Genomic DNA, 21,167 nt, shown 5'->3' with positions numbered 1-21,167 from the left:
AGGAGCGACTTCAGTCGCGATAACCCGCCACGCCCTACGGCAACCGCATCAAAGCCCCCACCAAAGCCGGCAAAGCCGTCTCCACCCGCAGAATGCGGGTGCCGAAGCGGTGCGCCCGGAAGCCGTGTTCCTGCAGCAACTCCACCTCGAACGGTGTCCAGCCCCCTTCCGGCCCGATCGCTAGGGTGGCCGGTCCGGCCTGCTCGTGGGGCAGGGCGGGGTGGTCGCCGGGGTGGGCGAGGTAACGCGCCCCGGGACCAGCCCAGCCATCCAGATCATCCTCCACGAACGGCCGGAAGCGCGGCGCCTGGATCAGCTCCGGCAGCACCGTGTCGCCGGCCTGCTCCAGACCCAGGAGCAGTTTTTCCCGCAGCAACCCGGCCTTCAGGTTGGGGGTGCGCCAATAGCTCTTGTCCACCTTCCAGGCGTTGATCAGCACGATGCGCTTGATGCCCAGGCTGGCGGCGTCGATCAGCAGGCGTTTGAGCATCTTGGGGCGGGGCAGGGCCAGTACCAGATTCAGCGGCAGCGGCGCCGGCGGCTTTGAATCCACTTTAAAAGATAACGTTATCTCTTTGTTTTTTAAGGATTCTATCCGTGCCTCGCCAAGGCCGTCGTTGAGCACGCCGGCGCGACAGGTGTCGCCCTCGGCCAGCTTCAGCACGGTACGCGCGTGGGCGCTCTGGCGCTCGTCGAGACGCCAAAGATCGCCTTCCAGGTGTTGCTCGGGGTGCAGCAGGAACAGGTTCATGGGCGGCGATTATGGCACAGCCACTGACGTAATCCTCCCGCTCCGTGGCGGTTCCGGCCCTTTGCCCGGGGGCCGGGGGTTGCTAGAGTGCTCGCCGTTATTCTCGATGATGTGGAGAACCCGCATGCAGTTTCAGGGCACCGAAAAGTACGTTGCCACGGAAGATCTGAAAATGGCCGTCAACGCGGCCATCGCCCTGCAGCGTCCGCTGCTGATCAAGGGCGAGCCCGGTACCGGCAAGACCCTGCTCGCCGAGCAGGTGGCGGAAGCGCTCGGCAAGCCGCTGCTGTCCTGGCACATCAAGTCCACCACCAAGGCCCAGCAGGGTCTGTATGAGTACGACGCGGTGTCCCGGCTGCGCGACTCCCAGCTCGGCGCCGAAGGCGTCGAGGACGTGTCCAACTACATCAAGAAGGGCAAGCTGTGGGAGGCGTTCGCCGCCGACGAGCAGGTGGTGCTGCTGATCGACGAGATCGACAAGGCGGACATCGAGTTCCCCAACGATCTGCTCCAGGAACTGGACCGCATGGAGTTCTTCGTCTACGAGACCGGCGAAACCGTGCGCGCCGAGCAGCGGCCGATCGTGATCATCACCTCCAACAACGAGAAGGAGCTGCCCGACGCCTTCCTGCGCCGCTGCTTCTTCCACTACATCAACTTCCCCGACGCCAAGACCATGCAGTCGATCGTTGATGTGCACTTCCCGGAGATCAAGAAGGAGCTGGTCACCGAGGCGCTGGAGCTGTTCTTCGACCTGCGCAAGGTGCCGGGCATGAAGAAGAAGCCCTCCACCAGCGAGCTGATCGACTGGCTCAAGCTGCTGATGGCCGACGACATCCCCGAGGACATCCTGCGTAACCGCGACACCAAGAGCGCGGTGCCGCCGCTGTACGGGGCCCTGGTGAAGAACGAAGCCGACGTGCAGCTGCTCGAACGGCTGGCCTTCATGAGCCGCCGCGAACGCTGATCCCGGAGAAGCGTTTATGCTGATCGGTTTTTTCGAGGACCTGCGCGCCCACCGGGTGCCGGTGAGCCTGCGCGAGCTGCTGGATCTGTTCGACGCGCTCAAGCACCACGTGGCGTTCGGTTCCATCGAGGACTTCTACATGCTGTCCCGGGCGGTGATGGTCAAGGACGAGAAGTACTATGACCGTTTCGACCGCGCCTTCGCCCATTACTTCGAGGGGCTGGAAAGCATCGAGCCGGACTGGCTCAGCCAGACCATCCCCGAGGAGTGGCTGCGCCAGCAGTTGGAAAAGACCCTGTCCCCGGAAGAACGGGAACAACTGCAGGGCCTGGGCAGCCTGGAGAAGATTCTCGACGAGCTGCGCAAGCGGCTGGAGGAGCAGGAAAAACGCCACGAGGGCGGCAACAAGTGGATCGGCACCGGCGGCACCAGCCCGTTCGGCGGCTACGGGGAAAACCCGGAAGGCATCCGCATGGTGGGCCCGTCGCGCAACAAGAGCGCGGTGAAGGTCTGGGAGAAGCGGGAGTTCCGCAACCTGGACGACTCCGTGGAGCTGGGCATCCGCAACATCAAGCTGGCCCTGCGCCGGCTGCGCAAGTTCGCCCGCACCGGCCGCGACGAAGAGCTGGACATGGACGACACCATCAAGTCCACCGCCCGCAACGCCGGCCTGCTCGACATCAAGATGCGCCCGGAGCAGGAAAACCGGGTCAAGGTGCTGCTGTTCTTCGACATCGGCGGCTCCATGGATCCCTACATCAAGCTCTGCGAGGAGCTGTTCTCCGCCGCCCGGCTGGAGTTCAAGCACATGGAGTACTTCTACTTCCACAACTTCATCTACGAGTACGTGTGGAAGGACAACCGCCGCCGCTGGGACGAGAAGACCTCCACCTGGGACGTGCTGCACAAGTACGGCAGCGACTACCGGGTGATCTTCATCGGCGACGCCGCCATGAGCCCCTACGAGGTGAACTCCGTGGGCGGTTCCGTGGAGCACTGGAACGACGAGCCCGGCGCGGTCTGGTTCCAGCGCATCATGGAAACCTACGAGAAGGTGATCTGGCTGAACCCGGAGCCGGAACGGGCCTGGCAGATGACCACCTCCACCCAGTGGATCAAGCAGCTCACCGACAACCACATGTACCCGCTCACCATCGAAGGCATCGAGCGGGCCATGAAATACCTGAGCAAGTGATCGCGGCTTAAACGCTACGCCGCCCGGCCGCTCCTGATGTCCCTATCAGGAGCGGCTTTAGCCGCGATCCGCGGCCAGCCAGCCCACCACGCCTTCCATCACTTCACCGAGCGGCCGGCGTCTTCACCAGCTTGAGGGCGCCGATGCTGGCCAGCACCATCACCAGACCCAGCCACTGGACCGGCCCCAGGTGCTCGTCCGGGAACAGGGCCAGGGCGGCGGTGACCGTGACCACCGGCCCGAACATGGCCACCACCGCCGCCTCCGAGGCGTTGGCCCGGTGGAAGCCCTCGAACAGCAGGAAGAAGGGCAGCACCGTGGACAACACCACCAGCACCACCATCCAGCCCAGGGCCGGGGCGCTCAACGCCAGTTCCGAGGCCGGAATGCCCGGCAGCAGCCCCACCGTCATGAACACCAGGGTGAAGCTGTTGGACACCTGGTTGAAACGCACCGAGCCGAGCGGTTTCATCAATCCCTGGCTGAGCGTCAGGAAGCTGGCGTAGCAGGCCGCCGCGCCCAGGCCGTACAGAGTGCCCGCCAGGGTCACCCGGCCGATCTGCCAGCCCGGCAGCAGCAGCAGGGCGATGCCGGTCCAGGCGCCGGCGAACACCAGCAGGTGGAGCGGGGCGGGCAGGCGCCGCAAGCGCACCGCCTCGATCAGCATGATCAGCGCCGGGAACAGGTACAGCAGCATCCGCGACAGACTGGCGCCCAGTTCATGGATGGCGTTGAAGTCGCACCAGGTGGAGAAAAAGAACAGCAGCCCGCTGACCGCGCACAGCCCCCACTGCCGGCGGCTGAGCCGCTCCTTGGGCCGGCCCCGGTTGATCCACAGGGCGCCCAGCCAAAACAGCGGCACGGCGAGCAGGAAGCGCCAGATCAGCAGCGCGTCCACGGACACGCCGTGCTGGTAGACCAGGCGGGCGAAAATGCCCTTGAAGGCCATGGCAAAGGTGGCGACGGCCACCAGCGCCAGGCCGGACTGCCAGAAGCGGAGCGACATGGGGAAGCTCCCATCCAGAGGGGCGCCCATGGTCCACGCCGGCGGCGCCGAAATCCAATGAAAACGGCGACTTCATGGCATTCCCGCCGGGAATCATCTATCCCGGTTCATAAAACTTTCGATCATGTCCATGGGCAACGGGAAGACGATGGTGCTGGAGCGCTCGTTGGCCACCTCGGTGAGCGTCTGCAAGTAACGCAGCTGCAACGCCTGGGGCTGGGAGGCCAGGGTTCGGGCCGCGTCCAGCAGCACCTCGGAGGCCTCCTTCTCGCCGTTGGCGTGGATCACCTTGGCGCGCCGGATGCGCTCCGCCTCCGCCTGCCGGGCGATCACCCGCACCATGTCCTCGTCCAGGTCCACGTGCTTGATCTCCACATTAGTGACCTTGATGCCCCAGGGGTCGGTCTGTTCGTCGAGAATCGCCTGGATGTCCTGGTTCAGCTCGTCCCGGGAGGCCAGCATCTCATCCAGCTCGTGCTTGCCGAGCACCGACCGCAGGGTGGTCTGGGAGAGCTGGCTGGTGGCGGCGTAGAAGTCCTCCACGTTGATCACCGCGCGCTCGGAATCCACCACCCGGAAATAGAGCACCGCGTTCACCTTCACCGACACATTGTCCCGGGAGATCACGTCCTGGCTGGGCACGTCCAGCACCCGCACGCGCAGGTCCACCTTCACCATCTGCTGGATCACCGGCACCACCAGGATCAGCCCGGGCCCCTTCACCTTGTAGTAGCGGCCGAGCATGAAAATCACCCCGCGCTCGTACTCGCGCAGGATGCGGAACATGCTGAACACGAAACCGATCACCAGGATCGCGAACGCGATCCAGAAGTAGCTGAACATCATGGGGAGTCCTCCTCCACGTCGAGGGTAAGTCCGTCCCGGCCACGCACCAGCAGTGCCTGGCCCCGGCGCACCGGCCGGGCGGCGCGGGCGCGCCACACCTCACCGGCGGCGCGCACCTGGCCTTGTTCCTGAAAATCCTCCAGGGCCACGGCCCGGGCGCCGATCAGGGTGTCGGCGCCGCTCACCACCGGGTGGCGGTGCGCCTTCACCGCCAGCCGTACCGCCACGCCCAGCAGCAAGGCACCGCCGGCGCCCACCGCGGCGATCACCGGCAGCGCGATCTGGAAGGCGGGCAGGTCCGTGTCCATCAGCATCACCGAGCCGAACAGCAGGGCGGCCAGCCCGCCGGCGCCGAGCACGCCGAAGGAGGGCGACAGGGCCTCCGCCACCATCAGCCCCACCCCCAGCACGATCAGCCCCAGGCCCACGTAGCTCACCGGCAGCATCTGCAGGGCGTACAGCGCCAGCAGCAGGCAGATGGCGCCCAGCACGCCGGGCGCGCCAACGCCGGGGCTGGAGAATTCCAGCACCAGGCCATAGAGGCCCACAAGCATCAGGATGTAGGCGATGCTGGGGTCGGTGATCACCGCCAGGAAGGCGGTGCGCCAGTCCTGCTCCACGGTTTCCACCGTGGCGCCGGCCAGCTCCAGGGTCACGGTGTCGCCGTCCACGCTGATCTGGCGGCCGTCCAACCGGGTCAGCAGGTCGTCCAGGTCGGTGGCCATCAGGTCGATGACGTTGCGTTCCAGGGCCTCCCCGGCGGGCAGGCTTTGCGCCTGGCGCACCGCCTGTTCCGCCCAATCCGCGTTGCGCCCGCGCAGCTCCGCCAGCGCGCGGATGTAGGCCACGGCGTCGTTGATCTGTTTGTGGCGCAGGGCCGAGCCGCTGTCCGGCGGGGCATCGGAAGAGGCTTCGGGGTCGGAATCCGGCGGCTCGGCGCCGCCGGGGAGCGGCGAGTCGCCGCCGATTTGCACCGGGGTGGCCGCACCCAGATTGGTGGCCGGCGCCATGGCCGCCACATGGGCGGCGTAGAGCAGGTAGGTGCCGGCGCTGGCCGCGCGGCTTCCGGACGGCGCCACGTAGACCGCCACCGGCACCCGGGAATCGAGAATGGCGTGGATCATGTCGCGCATGGCGGCGTCCAGGCCGCCCGGTGTGTCCAGGCGCAGCACGAACAGCGCCACCCGGTCCTCGTTGGCGCGCGCCAGGGCGCGCACGAAACCGTCGCTGACCGCGGGCCCGATGGCGCCCTTCAGATCCAGCACCCGCACCGTGGGCGCCGCCGTGGCGAACGCCGGGGCCAGGGCGCCGAGCAGCAGCGCCATCAGGGCCAGCCGGCGGGTGCCGTCCTGCCATCGCCTCATAGCCACCTCCTGGTGATCCGTACTCCCATGAAACCGCACTCCAGGCCCGCCGGGCAATCTTCCGTTGACCCCGGGCCGCTCGACCGCTAGCGTTCCGCCGATAACAGGGAGAAAGACCAATGGAACACCACGACGCCTCGCCACGGACTGACGGCAGGGCATCGCTGGCCCCCAACCGAACCATGCGCCGCCTGGTGATGGAGGGGCTGGGCCGGCTGGGGTACGATGGTGCCCGCCTGGCCAACGAAACGCTGCCCGGTGGCCACCCGGCCTACTGCGACCCGCATCTGGAGGCGCCGCTGTTCTGGAGCGGCATCGCCGAGCGTTCCGGGGACGACTTCATCGGCCTGCACATCGCCGAGGCGGTGCGGCCGCGCCTGCTGGACGACGTGCTGCTGGTGATGTACGCCAGCGACACCTTCGAGCAGGCCCTGGGGCATTTCCTGCGCTTCCAGCGTCTGCTGTCCGGCGGGTTCCGGGCCGGCCTGGAGCGCCGCGGCGACACTTCGCGACTGGTCATCGACATCGACTACCCGGGCTTCGGCCCCCTGCGCCAGCAGGCGGAATGCCTGGCGCCGCTGCTCGGCAAGCTGTTCGCGCTGCTCACCGACGATGCCTTCGCGCCCACGGCGGTGGCCTTTCGCCGCGGCGCCCCCGGGAGGGCGGGGGAGTACCGGCGCCTGCTCGGCCTGGACCCGGCCTTCCGCCGCCCCCACGACAGCCTCAGCTTCCCCAGCGCCCTGTTGGCGCGGCCCTCGCTGAACGCCAACCCGGAATTGGTGGAGCGGCTGCTACCGCCCCTGGAAAGCGACCTCGAAGGCCTGGAGGAGCAACAGTTCCTGCTGCGCCTGCGCCACTGGGTGGAGGCCCACCTGGACAGCGACGAGCTGTGCCTGTCGCGCTGCGCCCGCGCCTTCGGCCTTAAGCAGATCGAGCTGCGCCGCTGGCTGGCGGAGCGCGGCACGGACTTCCCGGCCCTGTGCGACGAGGTGCGCGTCCGCCGGGATCGCACGCCCGGGCAAACGTAAAATTCACGCCGGCGCCTTTTAACAATTGGCGTTGTTATTGCATAGTACCGTTTTTCGGTTCGAGCGATTCCCGGAGCGAACCCGACCATGCGTCTGTTTGCCCTTGCCATCTTGCTGCTGTTCACCGCCACCGCCCAGGCCGAGCGCTTCTTCGGCGAACTGGACGCGGTCAGCGAGCCGGTGCTCGGCGCCCGCACCGGGCTGATCGAGGAAATGGACCGCGACAGCCTGCGCGTCAACGCGGACGCCGGCACCAGCGTGGAGCTGCCCACCCAGTGCGTGTCCTCGGCGCTGATGGCGCGCAGCCACACCCGGTTCTCCGCGCTCTTCCCCCGCGACGGCGCCGACCGCGCCCGCCGCATGCAAGGGCAGGGCAGTTCCATCACCGAGGCCGGCCTGACCCTGGACCGGGCCTTCGGCGCCGAGCGCGGTTACCAGCTGGATGCCGTCTTCAAGGCGCAGCGCAGCCTGAATTATCACTACGACCTGCCCGCCATGGCGGACTTCAACCCGCTGCTGCAGGAACAGGACAGCTACACCGAAAGCCAGGGTTTCAACATCGATACCCGGCTCAGCAAGACGTTCGGCGACCTGGACATGGCGCTGCGGGTGGAAAAACTGTTCCCACGCCGCGACGGTGACCTGGTCTACAGCCCCTACCGCACCACCGCCCTGGCCAGCCTGGCCACCTATCTGGACCCGGCCTGGTGGTGGCCGTGGCCGAGCGCCAAGCTGAACATCAACATCGATGCCCGCGACGCCTTCAACGAGGCCGACGACGCCCGCTTCGCCGGCGCCAATCTGGCGTTCGCCCAGCTCGGTTTCGCCACCTTGCGGCTGGGCTACCGCCACGACCTGATCGCCAACCTGGATTCCAGCGCCAGCGTGGGGCTGGGGTTCTCCCTGTTCGATCGCTTCGACTTCGACATCTCCGGCACCAAGAACCCGGGCGACTCCTACGGCGTGCGCGCCAGCCTGATGACGCCCCTGTAAAGGCCCCGGCGGGGCTTGAGTCGGGGCCCGCGAATTGGCATGGTTGCCCGACCTTTCCGGCCATGGACCCGCTATGTCTACCATCGATCTCGCCTTCGACCGTGATCATCTCTGGCACCCCTATACCTCCACCTCCAAGCCGCTGCCGGTGTACCCGGTGGCCCGCGCCCAGGGCGTTCATCTGGAACTGGAGGACGGGCGCCGCCTGATCGACGGCATGTCCTCCTGGTGGGCGGCGGTGCATGGCTACAACCACCCGCGCCTGAACCAGGCGGCCAAGGATCAGATCGACAAAATGGCCCATGTGATGTTCGGCGGCATCACCCACGCGCCGGCGGTGGAGCTGGGCAAGCGGCTGGTGTCGCTGACCCCGGAACCGCTCAACAAGGTGTTCCTGGCGGACAGCGGCTCGGTATCCGTGGAGGTGGCCATCAAGATGGCGCTGCAGTTCTGGCTCAGCCAGGGCAGGGCGGAGAAACACCGTCTGATCGCCCTGCGCCACGGCTACCATGGGGATACCTTCGGCGCCATGGCCACCTGCGATCCGGTCAACGGCATGCACCACCTGTTCAACAAGGTGCTGCCCCAGCACCTGTTCGCCGACGCGCCGCGCATCGGCTACCACGATGACTGGGACGACGCCGACCTGGATTCCCTGCGCGGCCTGCTGGAAAACCACGCCCACGAGGTGGCGGCGGTGATCCTGGAGCCCATTGTCCAGGGCGCCGGCGGCATGCGCTTTTATCACCCGGAATACCTGCGCGGCGCCCGCCGGCTGTGCGACGAGCACGGCGTGCTGCTGATCTTTGACGAGATCGCCACTGGCTTCGGCCGCTCCGGGGAACTGTTCGCCATGGAGCACGCTGGCGTTTGTCCGGATATCCTGTGCCTGGGCAAGGCCCTCACCGGCGGCTACATGACCCTGGCGGCGACCCTGTGCACCGACCACGTGGCCGCTGGCATCTGCGACGGCGAGGCCGGCGTGCTGATGCACGGCCCCACCTTCATGGGCAACCCGCTGGCCTGCGCGGTCGCCAACGCCAGCATCGATCTGCTGCGCGAAAGTGACTGGCGCGACCGGGTGGCCGGTATCCAGTCGCAGTTGCGCCGGCAACTTGAGCCGCTGCGCGACGCCCCCGGCGTCGCCGATGTGCGCGCTCTTGGCGCGATCGGCGTGCTCGAGCTGGAACAACCCCGGGACGTGGCCGCCACCCAGAAAATGCTGGTGGAGCGGGGCGTCTGGATTCGACCGTTCGGCAAGCTGGTTTACATCATGCCCCCCTACGGCATTGAAGCGGACCAGCTCACCGCGCTTACCGACGCCATGGCGGCGGTGGTTAGCCTATCACCAGCTCCCCGGACTCCGGCAAGCGACTGACGAGATCCGCGCCCAGTTGCCAGTGTTTGAGCACCTTGTGGTTATAGCCGGCACGCCGAACATCTCCGCCACGCGTTCTGGCGAACGGCAGGATGAGGTGACAACGAGGTTGGCAACCGTCATATCATTTATTTAACATAATATACATTATACGTACTTAAGTGGGTTTCTTGCTTGGGTCAGGAGCAGCCCTGTTTCTGGCTTCGATGCCAAAGGAAACACGCTTTCATGGCCTGATACAGCATCACCGCGAACATCAGCCGGATCACCTCCACCAACACGCCCGCGAAGTTTCCGAACCGGATCAGCGATCCCAGCCACAGCGCCAGGAACAATAACAATAAGGCGACCGCCGCCACGCGGCTTCGCCGGTACACGCCATACGCCAAACCCGCGCACGCTACCGCCGCGAGCAAATTGATCACGAACCCGATGCCGTCGCCCGTGGCCAGCCCGGCCACGGCGCCGACCAGTAACACCAAGGCGCTGATAGCACCGACCACCCAGCCGTTATGGATGCCATGGGCCAGCTCCACCGAGATGTTCGCCGCGCCGACAGGCGCTTCTCCGGCGTCGTATGGATGCTTTTTCATGCCGGTTTCTCCCCCGAAAAACGAAACCGCCCCTTTTAATGCAATACGCTGCATAGTCAAGGGACAGTCCTCGTTTTTGCGATGGGGGTCGAGATCGAAACGCTAGTGATCGCGGATCAGGATGGCGGAAGGCTACGAGCCCTGCCCAACGCCTTCTTCTTTCTCCTCGATGGCTGGCTCATCGTAATAACCGATGGTCCGCGATCACCAGCCAGCAGGGACTACGATGACTGGGTCGAAGTGCAGCCGGCCACCGTGGCCGGACACAGCGTGAGAGGGGACCTTGATCCGTCCCAGCCGTTGTACACGCTGATCGATAATCTCGCCCGTGGGCGTCTGATGCGGGTGCCCGGTGGGCCGGATCACTGGCTGCCGCTGATCCCGGTGGACACGCTGGCCTCGATGATCCACCACGCCGCCGTTGACTCCTCCCCACCGCCACGGCTTCTGGCCCTGGCGGCGGACACACCGAATCTGTTGCCGATGCTGACATTGATCGCGGAGGTCCTGGAACGGCGTCCCCCGCGCGGGTATGTTCCGATGCGCTTATTGTCCTGGCTGTTACGAGTGCCCGGCGTGGCCCGGTTCGCCAACACCTACCCGGAGACACTGCACTTTATCCAGCCGGACCGGTTCGAACTGGGCGCCATGGAGGCCTTCACGCGGGCCGCCGGCGTGACCTTGCCACCAATCCGGCAGGCACTCGATGCCAGTACCCGGCATTATCTGGCCAGTGGGGGAAGCGCCCTCCCCGTGCGTTAAAGCTGTTTGAGAACGCCCTCGACGCGCCGGGCTTCGTGGTCACCCACGCTGGCGCGCAGTCGCGCCACCAGCGCATCGAGTTGAGCGCGGCTCAGGCCGGTATTCATGGCGGCGCCCAGGTGGAAGCGCAGCTGGCCTTCGGTGCCGGTCATGCTGGCCAGGGCCGAGACGGTGGCCAGTTCCCGGCTTTGCTGGTCCAGGTTATCGCGGATGAAGATGTCGGCGAACAGATGCTCCTTGAGGAAGCGGTCGATCACCGGGGCGAACAGCTGGAAACCGGCGGGCGGCGGGATTTCGTCCTGGCCGGCCAGGCGGGCGCGGACCCGGGCGCCGTAGTCGTCGCGGTCCAGATTCTCGGGCACCGGGCCGGGTTCGGCGCCCTCCTCGTCCTGGATGCCTTGTTCGCGCCGTTCGTCGAGCACCGCCATCAGGGCGTGGATGGCGTTGAGGCTGCGCGGGAAGCCGGCGTAGGCGTAGAGCTGCACCAGCACTTCCTTGATTTCATTGATGGTGAGGCCGTCGTCCAGGCCCTGGCGCAGGGCGCCGTCGAGGCGTTCCAGGTCGCCTTTGGCGGCGAGCCCGGAGAGTGCCACCAGGGCCCGTTGGCGCGGTGTCAGAGTGTCGTTGCTCATGGCGTCGCTCCTTGATGATATTGGTCGTCGCTGACTTTCTCGAACCAGTCCGCCGGCGAGCCGTCCACTTCCTCCTGGATGGCGATGTGGGTCATGGCGGTGTCCTCGCCGGCGCCGTGCCAGTGCTTCTCGTGGGGCGGAATCCAGACCACGTCGCCGGGGCGGATGATCTGAATGTCGCCGCCCCAGCGCTGCACGCGGCCGCAGCCGGCGGTGACGATCAGGGTCTGGCCCAGCGGATGGGCGTGCCAGGCGGTGCGTGCACCGGGTTCGAAGGTGACGCTTCCGCCACTGGTTCGCGCCGGCGGATGGGCCGGGAACAGCGGGTCCACACGCACCGTGCCGGTAAAGTAATCGGCGGGGCCCTGGGTGGAGGGTTGGGAGCCGCTTGGTTGAATGTCCATGTCCGTCTTCCTCTTCGGATGTCTTTAGGAAAACCTTACAGCGACGCCTCTGTTCGATAAACTGGCATAATCTTCTTGGCCCTATAAGTTTACCTAATATGTTGAGAGAGAACGCCACGGACCTGCTCGCCTTTCTGGCGGTGGCCGACGAGGGAAGCTTCACCAAGGCGGCCGCGCGGCTGGGGGTGTCGCAATCGGCGTTGAGCCAGAATATCCGCCATCTGGAGGAACGGTTGGGCCTGCGGTTGCTGGCCCGGACCACGCGGCGGGTGGCGCCCACGGAGGCCGGTGAGCGGCTGCGCCGCTCCATCGCGCCCCGCTTTCGGGAAATCGAGGCGGATCTGCGAGCACTCACCGAGCTGCGCGACAAACCCGCCGGCCGTCTGCGCATCACCGCCACGGAGTACGCCGCCGACACCGTGCTGCTGCCCAAGCTGGCCGCCCTGCTTCCGGAATACCCGGACATCGAGGTGGAAATCGCCGTGGACTACGGCCTCACCGACATCGTCGGGGAGCACTACGACGCCGGGGTGCGGCTGGGCGAGCAGGTGGAGAAGGACATGATCGCGGTGCGCATCGGCCCGGATGTGAGCATGGCGGTGGTGGCCGCCCCGCCCTACTTCGATGCCCGTTCCCGGCCCACCCACCCCAACCGGCTCACCGAGCACAACTGCATCAATCTGCGCCTGCCCACCCACGGCGGCACCTACGCCTGGGAGTTCGAAAAAGACGGCCGCGAATTGAACGTGCACGTGCGCGGGCAGTTGGTGCTGGGCGGCGCCACCCAGATGCTGCATGCCGCCAAGGCGGGCCTGGGGGTGGCCTATGTGCCGGAGGAACTGGCGCGGCCCTATCTGCGTGCCGGCGAGCTGGAGCGCGTGCTGGAGGACTGGTGCCCGCCCTTCCCCGGCCATCATCTTTATTACCCGAACCGGCGGCAGGCGTCGCGGGCCTTCGCCCTGGTGGTGGAGGCGCTGCGCGAATAAGACGGACAAAAAAAAGGCGCGCCAGGCGGCGCGCCACAAGGGGTTGCCCGGTTGGTGTTCAGTACTTCTTGCTGGCGTCCACGAACTCGTCGGCGCGTTCCGCCGGGGCGCTGGTGGCCAGGCTGACGCCGATGTACAGAGCGGTGGAAACGATGATGCCCCAGATGCCGGCGGGCAGGCCCAGCAGGCTGTTGCCAGTGGCGTACATGATCAGCACGAAGATGCCGGTGCCGACCACGCTGACGAAGGCGCCGGCGCCGGTGCCGCGTTTCCAGTAGAAGGCGCCGATGATGGCCGGCACCACCGCCACCAGGCCGGAGGACGCGGCCACGGACAGCACCGCGATCAGGTCCAGCTGCAGTTCCGCGAAGCCCAGGGCCAGCAGCGCGATGATCGGAATCACGATCTTGCCCACCCACAGCTGCTTGCCGTCATCGCTGCCGGGTTTGACGTTGGCGTACACGTCCCGGGCCAGCATGGAGGACAGGGTCAGCATGATGGAGTCGATGGTGGAGATGGCGGCGGCCATGATGCCGATCAGCACGATGGCGCCCAGTACCGGCGGCACGAATTCGGAGCCCAGCAGCGTGGCGGTGGCCAGGTCGGCCTTGGCCAGATCCGGGAAGGCGGCCAGGGCGGAGAAGCCCCACAGTACGGACACCAGGGTGTAGACCAGGCCGAAGCCCAGGAAGCCCAGCAGCATGCGGCGCATGGCGTGCAACGAGGACGGCATGAACAGCCGCTGGCTGACCTGCGGGTTGGAGAGGCTGAAGAAGAACCAGGGAATGGTCAGCCCCAGGAAGGTGACGAAGCTGAACAGGCCCGGGCCCGGCACCACCAGGGTTTCCGGTTTCTTCTCGGCGAGGGTGTCGAACAGCGCGTGGAAACCGCCCAGGCCCTGGATCACCAGCCAGGCCACCAGGGTGGAGGCGATGATCATCATGATCGCCTGCAGGGAGTCGGTCCACATCACCGAGCGGATGCCCGCCACGTAGGAGAAGAAGATCGCCACGGCGGTGGCCAGGACCACGCCGGTGGTGAACGGAATGGCGCCCTCGGTGGCGCCCTGCAGCAGGTAGCCGACGCCGGCCAGTTGCACGGCGGCGTAGGGAATCAGGAACACGCAGCTGGAGATCGCCACGGCCACGGAGACTTTCTTGTCGTTGTAGCGGTGGCCGAGCATCTCACTGGGGGTGACATAGCCGAACTTCTTGCCCACGGCCCAGAACTTGGGCCCGAAGATCGCCACCAGGGACACCCCGGCGAAGTAGACGATCTCGAAACCCAGAGCCCCGACGCCGCCTTTGTAGGTCAGGCCGGCAAGGCCCACCATCATGAAGGCGCTGTAGGTGGTGGCGCTGTAACTCATGGCGGACACGAAGCCGCCCATTTTGCGGTCGCCCAGGAAATACCCGGACATGTTGACCATTTTGCCCTGTCGGGCCAGTACCGCGATGGCGATGGCGACCACCAGGTAGATCGCCACCGACCACCAGATCATCGATTCGGTCATGTTCAGTGTCCCTCGAAGTCCTTGGTGATGATGAAGTTGATGGCGATCACGGCGACGCCGGCCAGGGTCCAGAACAGGAAGCTCCCGTACCAGGCGTGCACGTCACTGAGTACCGTGTACGGCACCAGGTAGCACAGGACGACCACGGCCCAGATGAGCCAGATCCACTTGCTTCGTTGCATTTCCCACCTCGTATGCTTGGTTGATTAGCGAAGTACGCTTTTATGGTTGTTGGTTGTGCTCCGTGCGTATCTCGGCGACAGTCCTCCCGACGTCTTTCCAGGGCGTTTCTCCCGGAGCGAAACGCGCCCGCAAGTAATGCACCAGATCGCTGACCTGGCGGTTGCTCAAACTGTGTGAAAAGGCCGGCATCTCGCCGCCGCCGGCCACGCCCTCGACGTGCACGCCGCCGAGGATCGATTGAATGACGTTGTCCGGACGCTCGCTGTGCAGGTTGGTGTTGAGCGCCAGGGATTGCCGCGCGCCGGTGAAGCTGGCGGCGGCGCCGTCCGCGTGGCAGGAGGCACAGGCGCCGTCGAACACCCGCTGGCCGGCCTCCTGGCCCACCGGTTCGGCGCTGGCCGCCAGCCGCTCCCGGGCCTGCCGTTGCTGCGCCTCGGTGGCGCTGGCCGGGGCGTCCATTTGCGTGGCCACGTAATGGGCGATGGCGCGCACGTCGGACTCCGGCAGTTCCGCCAGGCCGGCCACCACCGGCGCCATGGGCCCGCCGGCCACGCCGTGAAAATCCGAGCGGCCGGTGCGCAGGTACTGGAACAGGGACTCCTCGGTCCAGGCCACCGGTGCGCGGCTGTCGGCGGTGAGGGCCGGCGCTTCCCAGCCGTCCACCAGGGCACCGGCCAGGCGCGCCTCGCCGGTTTTCTCGGCGCCGAACAGGTTGCGCGGCGTATGGCAGGCACCGCAGTGCCCCGCCCCCTCGAACAGATAGGCGCCGCGATTCCATTGCGGCGAGCGGGCCGGGTCCGGCTGGAAGGTCCGGTCCCGGTGGAACAGGGTGTTCCAGCCAGCCATCATCGAGCGCACATTGAACGGGAAGCGCAGGTCATTGTCCGGCGCCGGCGCGGCCACCGCGGGCTGCGCCATCAGGTAGGCGTACAGGGCCTGCATGTCGGCGTCGCTGAGTTTGGCGAAATCGGTGTACGGAAACGCCGGGTAAAGATGCCGGCCATCCCGGGAGATGCCCTCGCGCATGGCGCGCTCGAAGGCGGCGTAGGACCAGTTGCCAATGCCGGTGTCCGGGTCCGGCGTCAGGTTGGTGCTGTACAGCGTGCCGAACGGCGTTTCGAACGGCCGCCCGCCCACATTGGTGAGCCCCTCCTCGGCGGTGTGGCAAACCGCGCAGTCGCCGGCCTCCGCCACCAGGCGGCCCCGTTCGATGGTTTCCGCGGAATACAGGTTGGTGGCGGGCCGGCTCACCGGCGCCAGGGACGCCCGCCACGGCCACAGGGTGGCGAGCAGCCCGGTCACCGCCAGTGCCCCGGCCCACCACCAGCGGCGTTTGCCGCGGTCGCGGCGCGCCTGCAGGGAGGCACGCACCCGGGCCGGCGAAAACGGCGGCGACCGGAAGCGCACACCGGTGGCGTCATAGAGAGCGTTGGCCACCACCGCCACCGCCGGGCTGAGGTCCACGTCCTCGCCTTCCGCCAGCGGCCCGGCCGTCCGCCGGGGCGCCGGCGGGCTGGCGCCACGGGTGGCCGGCAGGCGGCGGTCATCGGTGCCGCCCCACTGGTCCGCCGGCGGCGCCGTGTCCGGCAGGCCGAGCAGCTTCTGTTCCAGGGCGGCGCGCAGCGGATGGCTGTCCAGCAGTGGCCGCAGCGGGCCGTCGGCGCCGGCGTCCTGGCCCGCCACCAGGCGGGACAGACGCACGCCACCGGTGACGGTGTTCACTTCCACGTCGGCGATCCAGGCGCTGCGGGTGCCGGAACCGGCGTCGCCGGACTCCGAGGGGCGGTGGCTGTAGGCCACGCCGCGCCCGCGCACCAGGTCGGCACGACCGTCGTTGGCGGCGGGCCGGTTCCAGCCGGCCTGGTTGGCCACGGATTGCAGCAGTTGGCGGCCGCGCGGGTCCTTGATGTGACGCAGGCGCAGGGCCACCGGGTCCTCGCCCAGGGCGGCCGCCACTTCGTCCAGAAACGACTCCTGCACGAAGGTGTATTGCAGCGCCGCCGCGTCCGGATCGCGCAGCAGGCCATCGGTGAGCCGGCCGGTAAGCCACAGGGCCAGCGGTGGCACCGACACATAGCCCAGGTCATCGTCCACCTGGAAGTCGCCACCGTCCGGGGTGCCGCTGACGCGCAGGCGGCGGGCCCGGGCCAGGGCTTGCGCGTCCAGGGCATAGGGATCCGGGTCCAGGCGCACCGCCACCGGCCGGCCCACCGCGTGGGCCAGCAGGGCGGCGTCGGCGGCGGCGTCGTCACTGCCCTGGCGGCCCAGGCCGGCTTCGCCATGCCCGTCCAGGTGAATACGCGCCGGATCGGTTTCCAACAGGCAGGCCAGTTCCCGGCGCAGGCGCTCGGTGTCCGCCACCGGACCGTCCACGCGCACCGCGCCGTTGTTGCAATCGGCGATCACCCAGTCCGGCTCCACGCCCCAGCCCAGGCGGCCGGGCCAGTCGTAATTCCGTTGCAGGCGATCGGAGGCCGGCGCCGGGGTGTTGCCCCGGTGGTTGCCGGCGGGAGTGGACCAGCGCGGGCGCAGCCGTTCGGCGGCGCGCCGGGCCTGCTCCGGCGAGGCCGCCACCACGCCCAGGAAATTGCCGTCCGCCACCACGGTGACGTCCTCGTCGAGCCCGTCGCGGTTCACGTCCAGCAGTTGCGAGCAGACAAAGGCGCGGGCGTCCAGGCGGTACACCGGCGGCCGGATCACCAGGCCATGGGCCAGGGCCTCGTCGCGCTCGCGCTGTTCCGGCAGGCGGCTCATGCGTCGCCCTCCCCGCCCAGACCCGCCGCCCGGCAGGCGGCGGCGAGAATTTCCTGGTGGGTGCCGCAGCGGCACAGGTTGTGATCCAGCGCCTCGACCAGTTCATCGCGGCTGGGCGCCGGCCTGGCGTTGAGCAGGGCCCGCACGCTCATGATCATGCCGTTCAGGCAGTACCCGCACTGCGCGCCCTGTTCATCAATAAAAGCCTGTTGCACCGGATCCAGCCGGTCGCCGTCGGCCAGGCCTTCCAGAGTGGTCACCTGGTGGCCTTCCACGGCGGCGGCGGGCAGCACGCAGGCGCGGGCGGCGCGGCCGTCCACCAGCACCATGCAGGCGCCGCACTCGCCCAGCCCGCAGCCGAACTTGGGCCCGTTCAGGGACAGGTCGTTGCGCAGTACATACAGCAAGGGCGTGGACGGCGCCACGTCGAGACGCCGGTCCTCACCGTTGACGGTAAGCCGGAGTTCCCGGCCCTCGGGCCGGTCACTGTTTGTAGCGGGCATGCGTATGCTCTCTCCGACGTCGCACCGTTCAAGTGCGCGGCGGTATTTATTCGTTGCTTTATGGGGCACACATTCTTTTTTGGTGCTGATTTAGAATGTATGCACCCTTCTTGGGCAGAGATGACGTCTCCTTTGCCAAACCGGCGATTCGCCCCTCAAAGCCCGTAAAATAGCTTTAAATAGAATCAAATGTGATGTCAACAAGGCCGTACGGAATAGCGGGAAATTCTTTGCCTTCATTTTCTTGACCCTGGCATAAATGGTGTATACGTTTTTTCTACAGAAAAACACCGGCGTTCGCGCCGACCACGCCTCTTGCCCGCGCCCGTACACGGCGTGATGATTTGAAGCCTATGCCGACCACGACCCTGCCCAGCCGCGACGCCCTGCTTCACCAGCCCGATGTGCTGGTGGTGTTCCGCGACCCGCAACCTACGCCCAAGCCGGCGCCCGGCCAGCCCGGCACGCATTCGGATTTCGTGCCCACCGAGCCGGAGCTGTTCATCGCGGTGCTGGCCGACGGCCGGGTGCTGGGCTTCAACGGCCACGTGGATCTGGGCACCGGCATCCGCACCGCCCTGGGCCAGATCGTCGCCGAGGAGCTGGACGTGCCGTTCGAGGCGGTGACCATGGTGCTCGGCCATCCCTCGGAGGTGCCCAACCAGGGGCCCACCATCGCCAGCGCCAGCATTCAGATCACCGCCCAGCCGCTGCGCATCGCCGCCGCCCAGGCCCGGGAGCGACTGCGCGCCCTGGCCGCCGGGCACCTGTCCGTGCCGGCGGAACGTCTGGTCAGCGAGGACGGCGCCCTGCACGACCGGGAGAACCCGGACCGGCGGGTCGCCTACGGCGCACTGGTGGCCGGCCGCCGGGAGGATCTTAAGCTGGCCGCCGAGGCGCCGCTCAAGCCCCGCGCCGATTACCGGCTGGTGGGGCGGCCGGCGGCGCGGGTGGATATCCCCGCCAAGGCCCGGGGCGAGCTGACCTTCGTCCATGATGTGCGCGTGCCGGGCATGCTGCACGGCCGGGTAGTGCGCCCGCCCTACCACGGCCTGGACCGGGGCGATTTCGTCGGCACCAGCCTGATCGAGGTGGACCGGGACTCGGTGGCCGGCCTGCCCGGCCTGGTGGACGTGGTGGTCCAGGGCGACTTCGTGGGCGTGGTGGCGGAACGCGAGGAGCAGGCCATGCGGGCCGCCCGGTGCCTGAAAGTGCGCTGGCGCGAACCGGACGGTCTGCCGGCGCTGGACGGTCCGGAGGATCTGGAGGCGGCGCTGCGCGCCCTGCCCGCCCAGCGCCGCGCGCTGCTGGATGACGAGGACGGCGAGCCGCCGGCGGGGCCCACCCTGCGGCGCACCTACGTCTGGCCCTACCAGCTACACGGTTCCATCGGGCCGTCCTGCTCCGTGGCCGAATACGCCGACCACCGCTTGACGGTGTGGTCCGGCACCCAGAATCCGCACAGCCTGCGCGCCGACCTGTCGCGCCTGCTGGATCTCGACGAGGGCCGCATCGACATCCAGCGGCTGGAGGCCTCCGGCTGCTACGGCCGCAACTGCGCCGACGACGTGGGCGCCGACGCCGCCCTGCTGAGCCGGGCGGTGGGCCGGCCGGTGCGGGTGCAGCTGTCCCGGGAGGAAGAGCATCTGTGGGAACCCAAGGGGGCGGCCCAGGTGATGGACGTGGAAGGCGAGCGGGACGCGGACGGCGCGCCGGCCAGCTACCGCTTCGTCACCCGCTACCCCTCGGACAACGCGCCCACCCTGGCCCTGCGCCTGACCGGCAAGGTGGCCGCCTCGGAGCATCCGTTCCAGATGGGCGACCGCACCGCGGTGCCTCCCTACGCCTACCCGCGCCGCCATATCGCCAGCGACGACGTGCCCACCCTGATCCGCGCCGCCTGGCTGCGCGGCGTGTCGGCGCTGCCCAATACCTTCGCCCACGACAGCTATATCGACGAACTGGCGGCCCTGGCCGGCGACGATCCGCTCGCCTACCGGCTGCGCTACCTGGACGACGAACGGGCCCGGGCGGTGCTCGGCGCCGCCGCCGAGCGCGCCGGCTGGGCGCCCCGGGAACGGCGCGCGCCGACCCCGGACGCGGACGGCTGGCTGCACGGGCGCGGGCTGGCCTACGCCCGCTACGTGCACAGCAAGTTCCCGGGCTTCGGTGCCGCGCTGGCGGCCTGGGTGGTGTTTCTCAAGGTGCACCCGGGCAGCGGCGCGATCCGCGTGGAACGGCTGGTGGTGGCCCAGGACGCCGGGCTGATGGTGAATCCGGCCGGGGTGCGCCACCAGGTGCACGGCAACATCATCCAGATGCTCGGCCGCACCCTGAAGGAAAGCGTGCCCTTCGAGAACGGCCGGCCGGCGGCCCGGGAATGGGGCGGCTACCCGCTGCTGCGCTTCTCGGAGCTGCCGGAGATCGACCTGGTGCTGCTGGAACCGCCGGACACGCCGCCCCTGGGCGTGGGCGAGTCCACCGCCCTGCCCGCCGCGCCGGCCATCGCCAACGCCCTGTTCGACGCCACCGGGGTGCGCTTCCGGCGCCCGCCGTTCACTCCGGACCGGGTGCGCGCCACCCTGGCCGACGACGCCTGGGAGGCGGTGTGACCGACACCGGCGTGGACGCCAACGCCACCCTGGCGGTGATCGCCGCCGCCGGTCGCGGCCGCCGCTTCGGCGCCGACAAACGGCGCGCGCCCCTGGCCGACGGCCGCTCCCTGCTTGCCACCACCCTGGCGCGGGCCGGCGCCCTCTTTCCCCGGGTGGCGGTGGTGATCCGCGCCGACGACGACCCCGCCGAACTGGGCCTGGGCGACGCCCTGGTACTGCGCGCGCCGCGCGCCGAGCGCGGCCTGGGCGCCAGCATCGGCGACGCCTTCGCCGCCCTGCTCGCCGCCGACGAGGCCGCCCGGGTGGCGGCGCTGTGGCTCGGCGACATGCCCTGGGTCGGCGACGCCACCGTGGCCGCCCTGCGCGCCCGGGCCGGCGCCGACCGCATCGTTCGCCCGGTGCTCGACGGCGCGCCGGGCTTTCCGGTGCTGTTCGGCCGTGCCTTCTGGCCGGAGCTGGCCGCCCGCGCCGACGGCGATGGCGCCCGGGATCTGATCGCCGCCCACCGGGCGGCGCTGATCGAGCTGCCGGTGGACGACCCCGGCGTGCTCCGCGACGTGGACCGCCCCGGCGACCTGACCTCTCGCTGACCTGACCTCGCCCTGACCCCGGCAACCCGCTTGCTTGATCCGGGTCCACCAACTTGGCCTAATGCCGTTCCGTAAGTGATAACCGGAATCATTAGCAGGGGTTG

Annotated in this window: 20 protein-coding genes; 9 read left to right on the top strand and 11 right to left on the bottom strand. The window is 68.1% G+C overall.

The annotated features are described in order from the left end of the window. Positions 1–34 precede the first annotated feature (34 nt). The gene (locus HMJ39_RS06370) at positions 35–751 is read right to left on the bottom strand and encodes a 16S rRNA (uracil(1498)-N(3))-methyltransferase (RefSeq protein ID WP_194296681.1); all 717 of its coding nucleotides are present in this window, start codon (positions 749–751) and stop codon (positions 35–37) included. Positions 752–875: 124 nt separating this feature from the next. On the opposite strand from HMJ39_RS06370, the gene HMJ39_RS06365 reads away from it, so the two are divergent. Then, positions 876–1,718, top strand: a complete 843-nt coding sequence (locus HMJ39_RS06365; protein ID WP_194296680.1) for an AAA family ATPase — start codon at positions 876–878, stop codon at positions 1,716–1,718. A 16-nt stretch (positions 1,719–1,734) separates the two neighbouring features. Beyond that, entirely contained in the window at positions 1,735–2,913 is a 1,179-nt protein-coding gene (locus HMJ39_RS06360) for a vWA domain-containing protein (protein ID WP_161385155.1), read from the top strand. Between the two features lie 103 nt (positions 2,914–3,016). On the opposite strand, the gene HMJ39_RS06355 is transcribed toward HMJ39_RS06360, so the two are convergent. The 3 genes from HMJ39_RS06355 to HMJ39_RS06345 all read right to left on the bottom strand — a co-directional run bounded on the left by HMJ39_RS06355 (position 3,017) and on the right by HMJ39_RS06345 (position 6,129). Beyond that, complete coding sequence (locus HMJ39_RS06355; protein ID WP_194296679.1) at positions 3,017–3,919, bottom strand: DMT family transporter; 903 nt, start codon at positions 3,917–3,919, stop codon at positions 3,017–3,019. Between the two features lie 93 nt (positions 3,920–4,012). Then, positions 4,013–4,765 (bottom strand): slipin family protein, encoded by a 753-nt coding sequence (locus HMJ39_RS06350; protein ID WP_228462193.1) that lies wholly within the window; start codon positions 4,763–4,765, stop codon positions 4,013–4,015. After that, positions 4,762–6,129, bottom strand: coding sequence for an NfeD family protein (locus tag HMJ39_RS06345; protein WP_194296678.1), 1,368 nt, complete (start codon positions 6,127–6,129; stop codon positions 4,762–4,764). The genes HMJ39_RS06350 and HMJ39_RS06345 overlap by 4 nt, the downstream gene beginning before the upstream one ends. 119 nt (positions 6,130–6,248) lie before the next feature. Between HMJ39_RS06345 and HMJ39_RS06340 the strand changes: the two genes are divergently transcribed. From HMJ39_RS06340 to bioA, 3 genes are all read left to right on the top strand, one after another. After that, the gene (locus HMJ39_RS06340; RefSeq protein WP_194296677.1) at positions 6,249–7,157 is read left to right on the top strand and encodes an AraC family transcriptional regulator ligand-binding domain-containing protein; all 909 of its coding nucleotides are present in this window, start codon (positions 6,249–6,251) and stop codon (positions 7,155–7,157) included. Positions 7,158–7,244: 87 nt separating this feature from the next. Further along, on the top strand, positions 7,245–8,150 hold the full coding sequence (locus tag HMJ39_RS06335; protein ID WP_161385159.1) for a hypothetical protein: 906 nt from the start codon (positions 7,245–7,247) through the stop codon (positions 8,148–8,150). Positions 8,151–8,223: 73 nt separating this feature from the next. Beyond that, complete coding sequence (gene bioA / locus HMJ39_RS06330; protein ID WP_194296676.1) at positions 8,224–9,528, top strand: adenosylmethionine--8-amino-7-oxononanoate transaminase; 1,305 nt, start codon at positions 8,224–8,226, stop codon at positions 9,526–9,528. A gap of 179 nt (positions 9,529–9,707) precedes the next feature. Here the strand turns inward: bioA and HMJ39_RS06325 are convergent, their stop codons facing one another. Beyond that, a complete protein-coding gene (locus tag HMJ39_RS06325) occupies positions 9,708–10,175 on the bottom strand; it encodes a hypothetical protein (RefSeq protein ID WP_194296675.1) in 468 nt (155 codons plus the stop codon). A gap of 27 nt (positions 10,176–10,202) precedes the next feature. On the opposite strand from HMJ39_RS06325, the gene HMJ39_RS06320 reads away from it, so the two are divergent. Next, positions 10,203–10,883 (top strand): Rossmann-fold NAD(P)-binding domain-containing protein, encoded by a 681-nt coding sequence (locus HMJ39_RS06320; RefSeq protein WP_194296674.1) that lies wholly within the window; start codon positions 10,203–10,205, stop codon positions 10,881–10,883. Here the strand turns inward: HMJ39_RS06320 and HMJ39_RS06315 are convergent. Beyond that, positions 10,880–11,515 (bottom strand): carboxymuconolactone decarboxylase family protein, encoded by a 636-nt coding sequence (locus tag HMJ39_RS06315; protein ID WP_194296673.1) that lies wholly within the window; start codon positions 11,513–11,515, stop codon positions 10,880–10,882. The genes HMJ39_RS06320 and HMJ39_RS06315 overlap by 4 nt on opposite strands. Next, entirely contained in the window at positions 11,512–11,919 is a 408-nt protein-coding gene (locus HMJ39_RS06310; RefSeq protein ID WP_194296672.1) for a (R)-mandelonitrile lyase, read from the bottom strand. The genes HMJ39_RS06315 and HMJ39_RS06310 overlap by 4 nt, the downstream gene beginning before the upstream one ends. Positions 11,920–12,017: 98 nt before the next feature. On the opposite strand from HMJ39_RS06310, the gene HMJ39_RS06305 reads away from it, so the two are divergent. Continuing rightward, positions 12,018–12,905: a LysR family transcriptional regulator gene (locus tag HMJ39_RS06305; protein WP_194296671.1), complete on the top strand. Its 888-nt coding sequence runs from the start codon at positions 12,018–12,020 to the stop codon at positions 12,903–12,905. Positions 12,906–12,963: 58 nt separating this feature from the next. Here HMJ39_RS06305 and HMJ39_RS06300 read toward each other — a convergent pair whose 3' ends face one another. The 4 genes from HMJ39_RS06300 to HMJ39_RS06285 are packed head-to-tail and all read right to left on the bottom strand — an operon-like array spanning position 12,964 to position 17,858. After that, the gene (locus HMJ39_RS06300; protein WP_161385613.1) at positions 12,964–14,418 is read right to left on the bottom strand and encodes a sodium:solute symporter family protein; all 1,455 of its coding nucleotides are present in this window, start codon (positions 14,416–14,418) and stop codon (positions 12,964–12,966) included. A gap of 2 nt (positions 14,419–14,420) precedes the next feature. Then, the gene (locus HMJ39_RS06295; protein WP_161385614.1) at positions 14,421–14,600 is read right to left on the bottom strand and encodes a hypothetical protein; all 180 of its coding nucleotides are present in this window, start codon (positions 14,598–14,600) and stop codon (positions 14,421–14,423) included. Between the two features lie 40 nt (positions 14,601–14,640). Further along, positions 14,641–17,355, bottom strand: a complete 2,715-nt coding sequence (locus HMJ39_RS06290) for a c-type cytochrome (RefSeq protein WP_194296670.1) — start codon at positions 17,353–17,355, stop codon at positions 14,641–14,643. Further along, entirely contained in the window at positions 17,352–17,858 is a 507-nt protein-coding gene (locus tag HMJ39_RS06285; RefSeq protein ID WP_194296669.1) for a (2Fe-2S)-binding protein, read from the bottom strand. The genes HMJ39_RS06290 and HMJ39_RS06285 overlap by 4 nt, the downstream gene beginning before the upstream one ends. Positions 17,859–18,211: 353 nt before the next feature. Between HMJ39_RS06285 and HMJ39_RS06280 the strand changes: the two genes are divergently transcribed. Both HMJ39_RS06280 and HMJ39_RS06275 read left to right on the top strand, forming a co-directional pair. Then, positions 18,212–20,470: a xanthine dehydrogenase family protein molybdopterin-binding subunit gene (locus HMJ39_RS06280; RefSeq protein ID WP_194296668.1), complete on the top strand. Its 2,259-nt coding sequence runs from the start codon at positions 18,212–18,214 to the stop codon at positions 20,468–20,470. Then, a complete protein-coding gene (locus HMJ39_RS06275) occupies positions 20,467–21,063 on the top strand; it encodes a nucleotidyltransferase family protein (protein WP_323370853.1) in 597 nt (198 codons plus the stop codon). The genes HMJ39_RS06280 and HMJ39_RS06275 overlap by 4 nt, the downstream gene beginning before the upstream one ends. The last annotated feature ends 104 nt before the right edge of the window (positions 21,064–21,167 follow it).

The sequence above is a fragment of the Alloalcanivorax profundimaris genome (assembly GCF_015265435.1).
Classification (GTDB): Bacteria; Pseudomonadota; Gammaproteobacteria; order Pseudomonadales; family Alcanivoracaceae; genus Alloalcanivorax; species Alloalcanivorax profundimaris.
The sequence above is the reverse complement of the archived record's forward strand: the minus strand, read 5'-3'. Positions and strand labels throughout refer to the sequence as shown.

What these genes read in the sequence shown, in the direction of transcription:
- HMJ39_RS06290 (WP_194296670.1), bottom strand. Translation starts at nt 17,355, where the DNA reads ATGAGCCGCCTGCCGGAACAGCGCGAGCGCGACGAGGCCCTGGCCCAT.
- HMJ39_RS06360 (WP_161385155.1), top strand. Translation starts at nt 1,735, where the DNA reads ATGCTGATCGGTTTTTTCGAGGACCTGCGCGCCCACCGGGTGCCGGTG.
- HMJ39_RS06300 (WP_161385613.1), bottom strand. Translation starts at nt 14,418, where the DNA reads ATGACCGAATCGATGATCTGGTGGTCGGTGGCGATCTACCTGGTGGTC.
- HMJ39_RS06305 (WP_194296671.1), top strand. Translation starts at nt 12,018, where the DNA reads ATGTTGAGAGAGAACGCCACGGACCTGCTCGCCTTTCTGGCGGTGGCC.
- HMJ39_RS06285 (WP_194296669.1), bottom strand. Translation starts at nt 17,858, where the DNA reads ATGCCCGCTACAAACAGTGACCGGCCCGAGGGCCGGGAACTCCGGCTT.
- HMJ39_RS06280 (WP_194296668.1), top strand. Translation starts at nt 18,212, where the DNA reads ATGCCGACCACGACCCTGCCCAGCCGCGACGCCCTGCTTCACCAGCCC.
- HMJ39_RS06335 (WP_161385159.1), top strand. Translation starts at nt 7,245, where the DNA reads ATGCGTCTGTTTGCCCTTGCCATCTTGCTGCTGTTCACCGCCACCGCC.
- HMJ39_RS06315 (WP_194296673.1), bottom strand. Translation starts at nt 11,515, where the DNA reads ATGAGCAACGACACTCTGACACCGCGCCAACGGGCCCTGGTGGCACTC.
- HMJ39_RS06345 (WP_194296678.1), bottom strand. Translation starts at nt 6,129, where the DNA reads ATGAGGCGATGGCAGGACGGCACCCGCCGGCTGGCCCTGATGGCGCTG.
- bioA (WP_194296676.1), top strand. Translation starts at nt 8,224, where the DNA reads ATGTCTACCATCGATCTCGCCTTCGACCGTGATCATCTCTGGCACCCC.
- HMJ39_RS06320 (WP_194296674.1), top strand. Translation starts at nt 10,203, where the DNA reads ATGGGGGTCGAGATCGAAACGCTAGTGATCGCGGATCAGGATGGCGGA.
- HMJ39_RS06370 (WP_194296681.1), bottom strand. Translation starts at nt 751, where the DNA reads ATGAACCTGTTCCTGCTGCACCCCGAGCAACACCTGGAAGGCGATCTT.
- HMJ39_RS06365 (WP_194296680.1), top strand. Translation starts at nt 876, where the DNA reads ATGCAGTTTCAGGGCACCGAAAAGTACGTTGCCACGGAAGATCTGAAA.
- HMJ39_RS06355 (WP_194296679.1), bottom strand. Translation starts at nt 3,919, where the DNA reads ATGTCGCTCCGCTTCTGGCAGTCCGGCCTGGCGCTGGTGGCCGTCGCC.
- HMJ39_RS06310 (WP_194296672.1), bottom strand. Translation starts at nt 11,919, where the DNA reads ATGGACATTCAACCAAGCGGCTCCCAACCCTCCACCCAGGGCCCCGCC.
- HMJ39_RS06340 (WP_194296677.1), top strand. Translation starts at nt 6,249, where the DNA reads ATGGAACACCACGACGCCTCGCCACGGACTGACGGCAGGGCATCGCTG.
- HMJ39_RS06295 (WP_161385614.1), bottom strand. Translation starts at nt 14,600, where the DNA reads ATGCAACGAAGCAAGTGGATCTGGCTCATCTGGGCCGTGGTCGTCCTG.
- HMJ39_RS06325 (WP_194296675.1), bottom strand. Translation starts at nt 10,175, where the DNA reads ATGCAGCGTATTGCATTAAAAGGGGCGGTTTCGTTTTTCGGGGGAGAA.
- HMJ39_RS06350 (WP_228462193.1), bottom strand. Translation starts at nt 4,765, where the DNA reads ATGATGTTCAGCTACTTCTGGATCGCGTTCGCGATCCTGGTGATCGGT.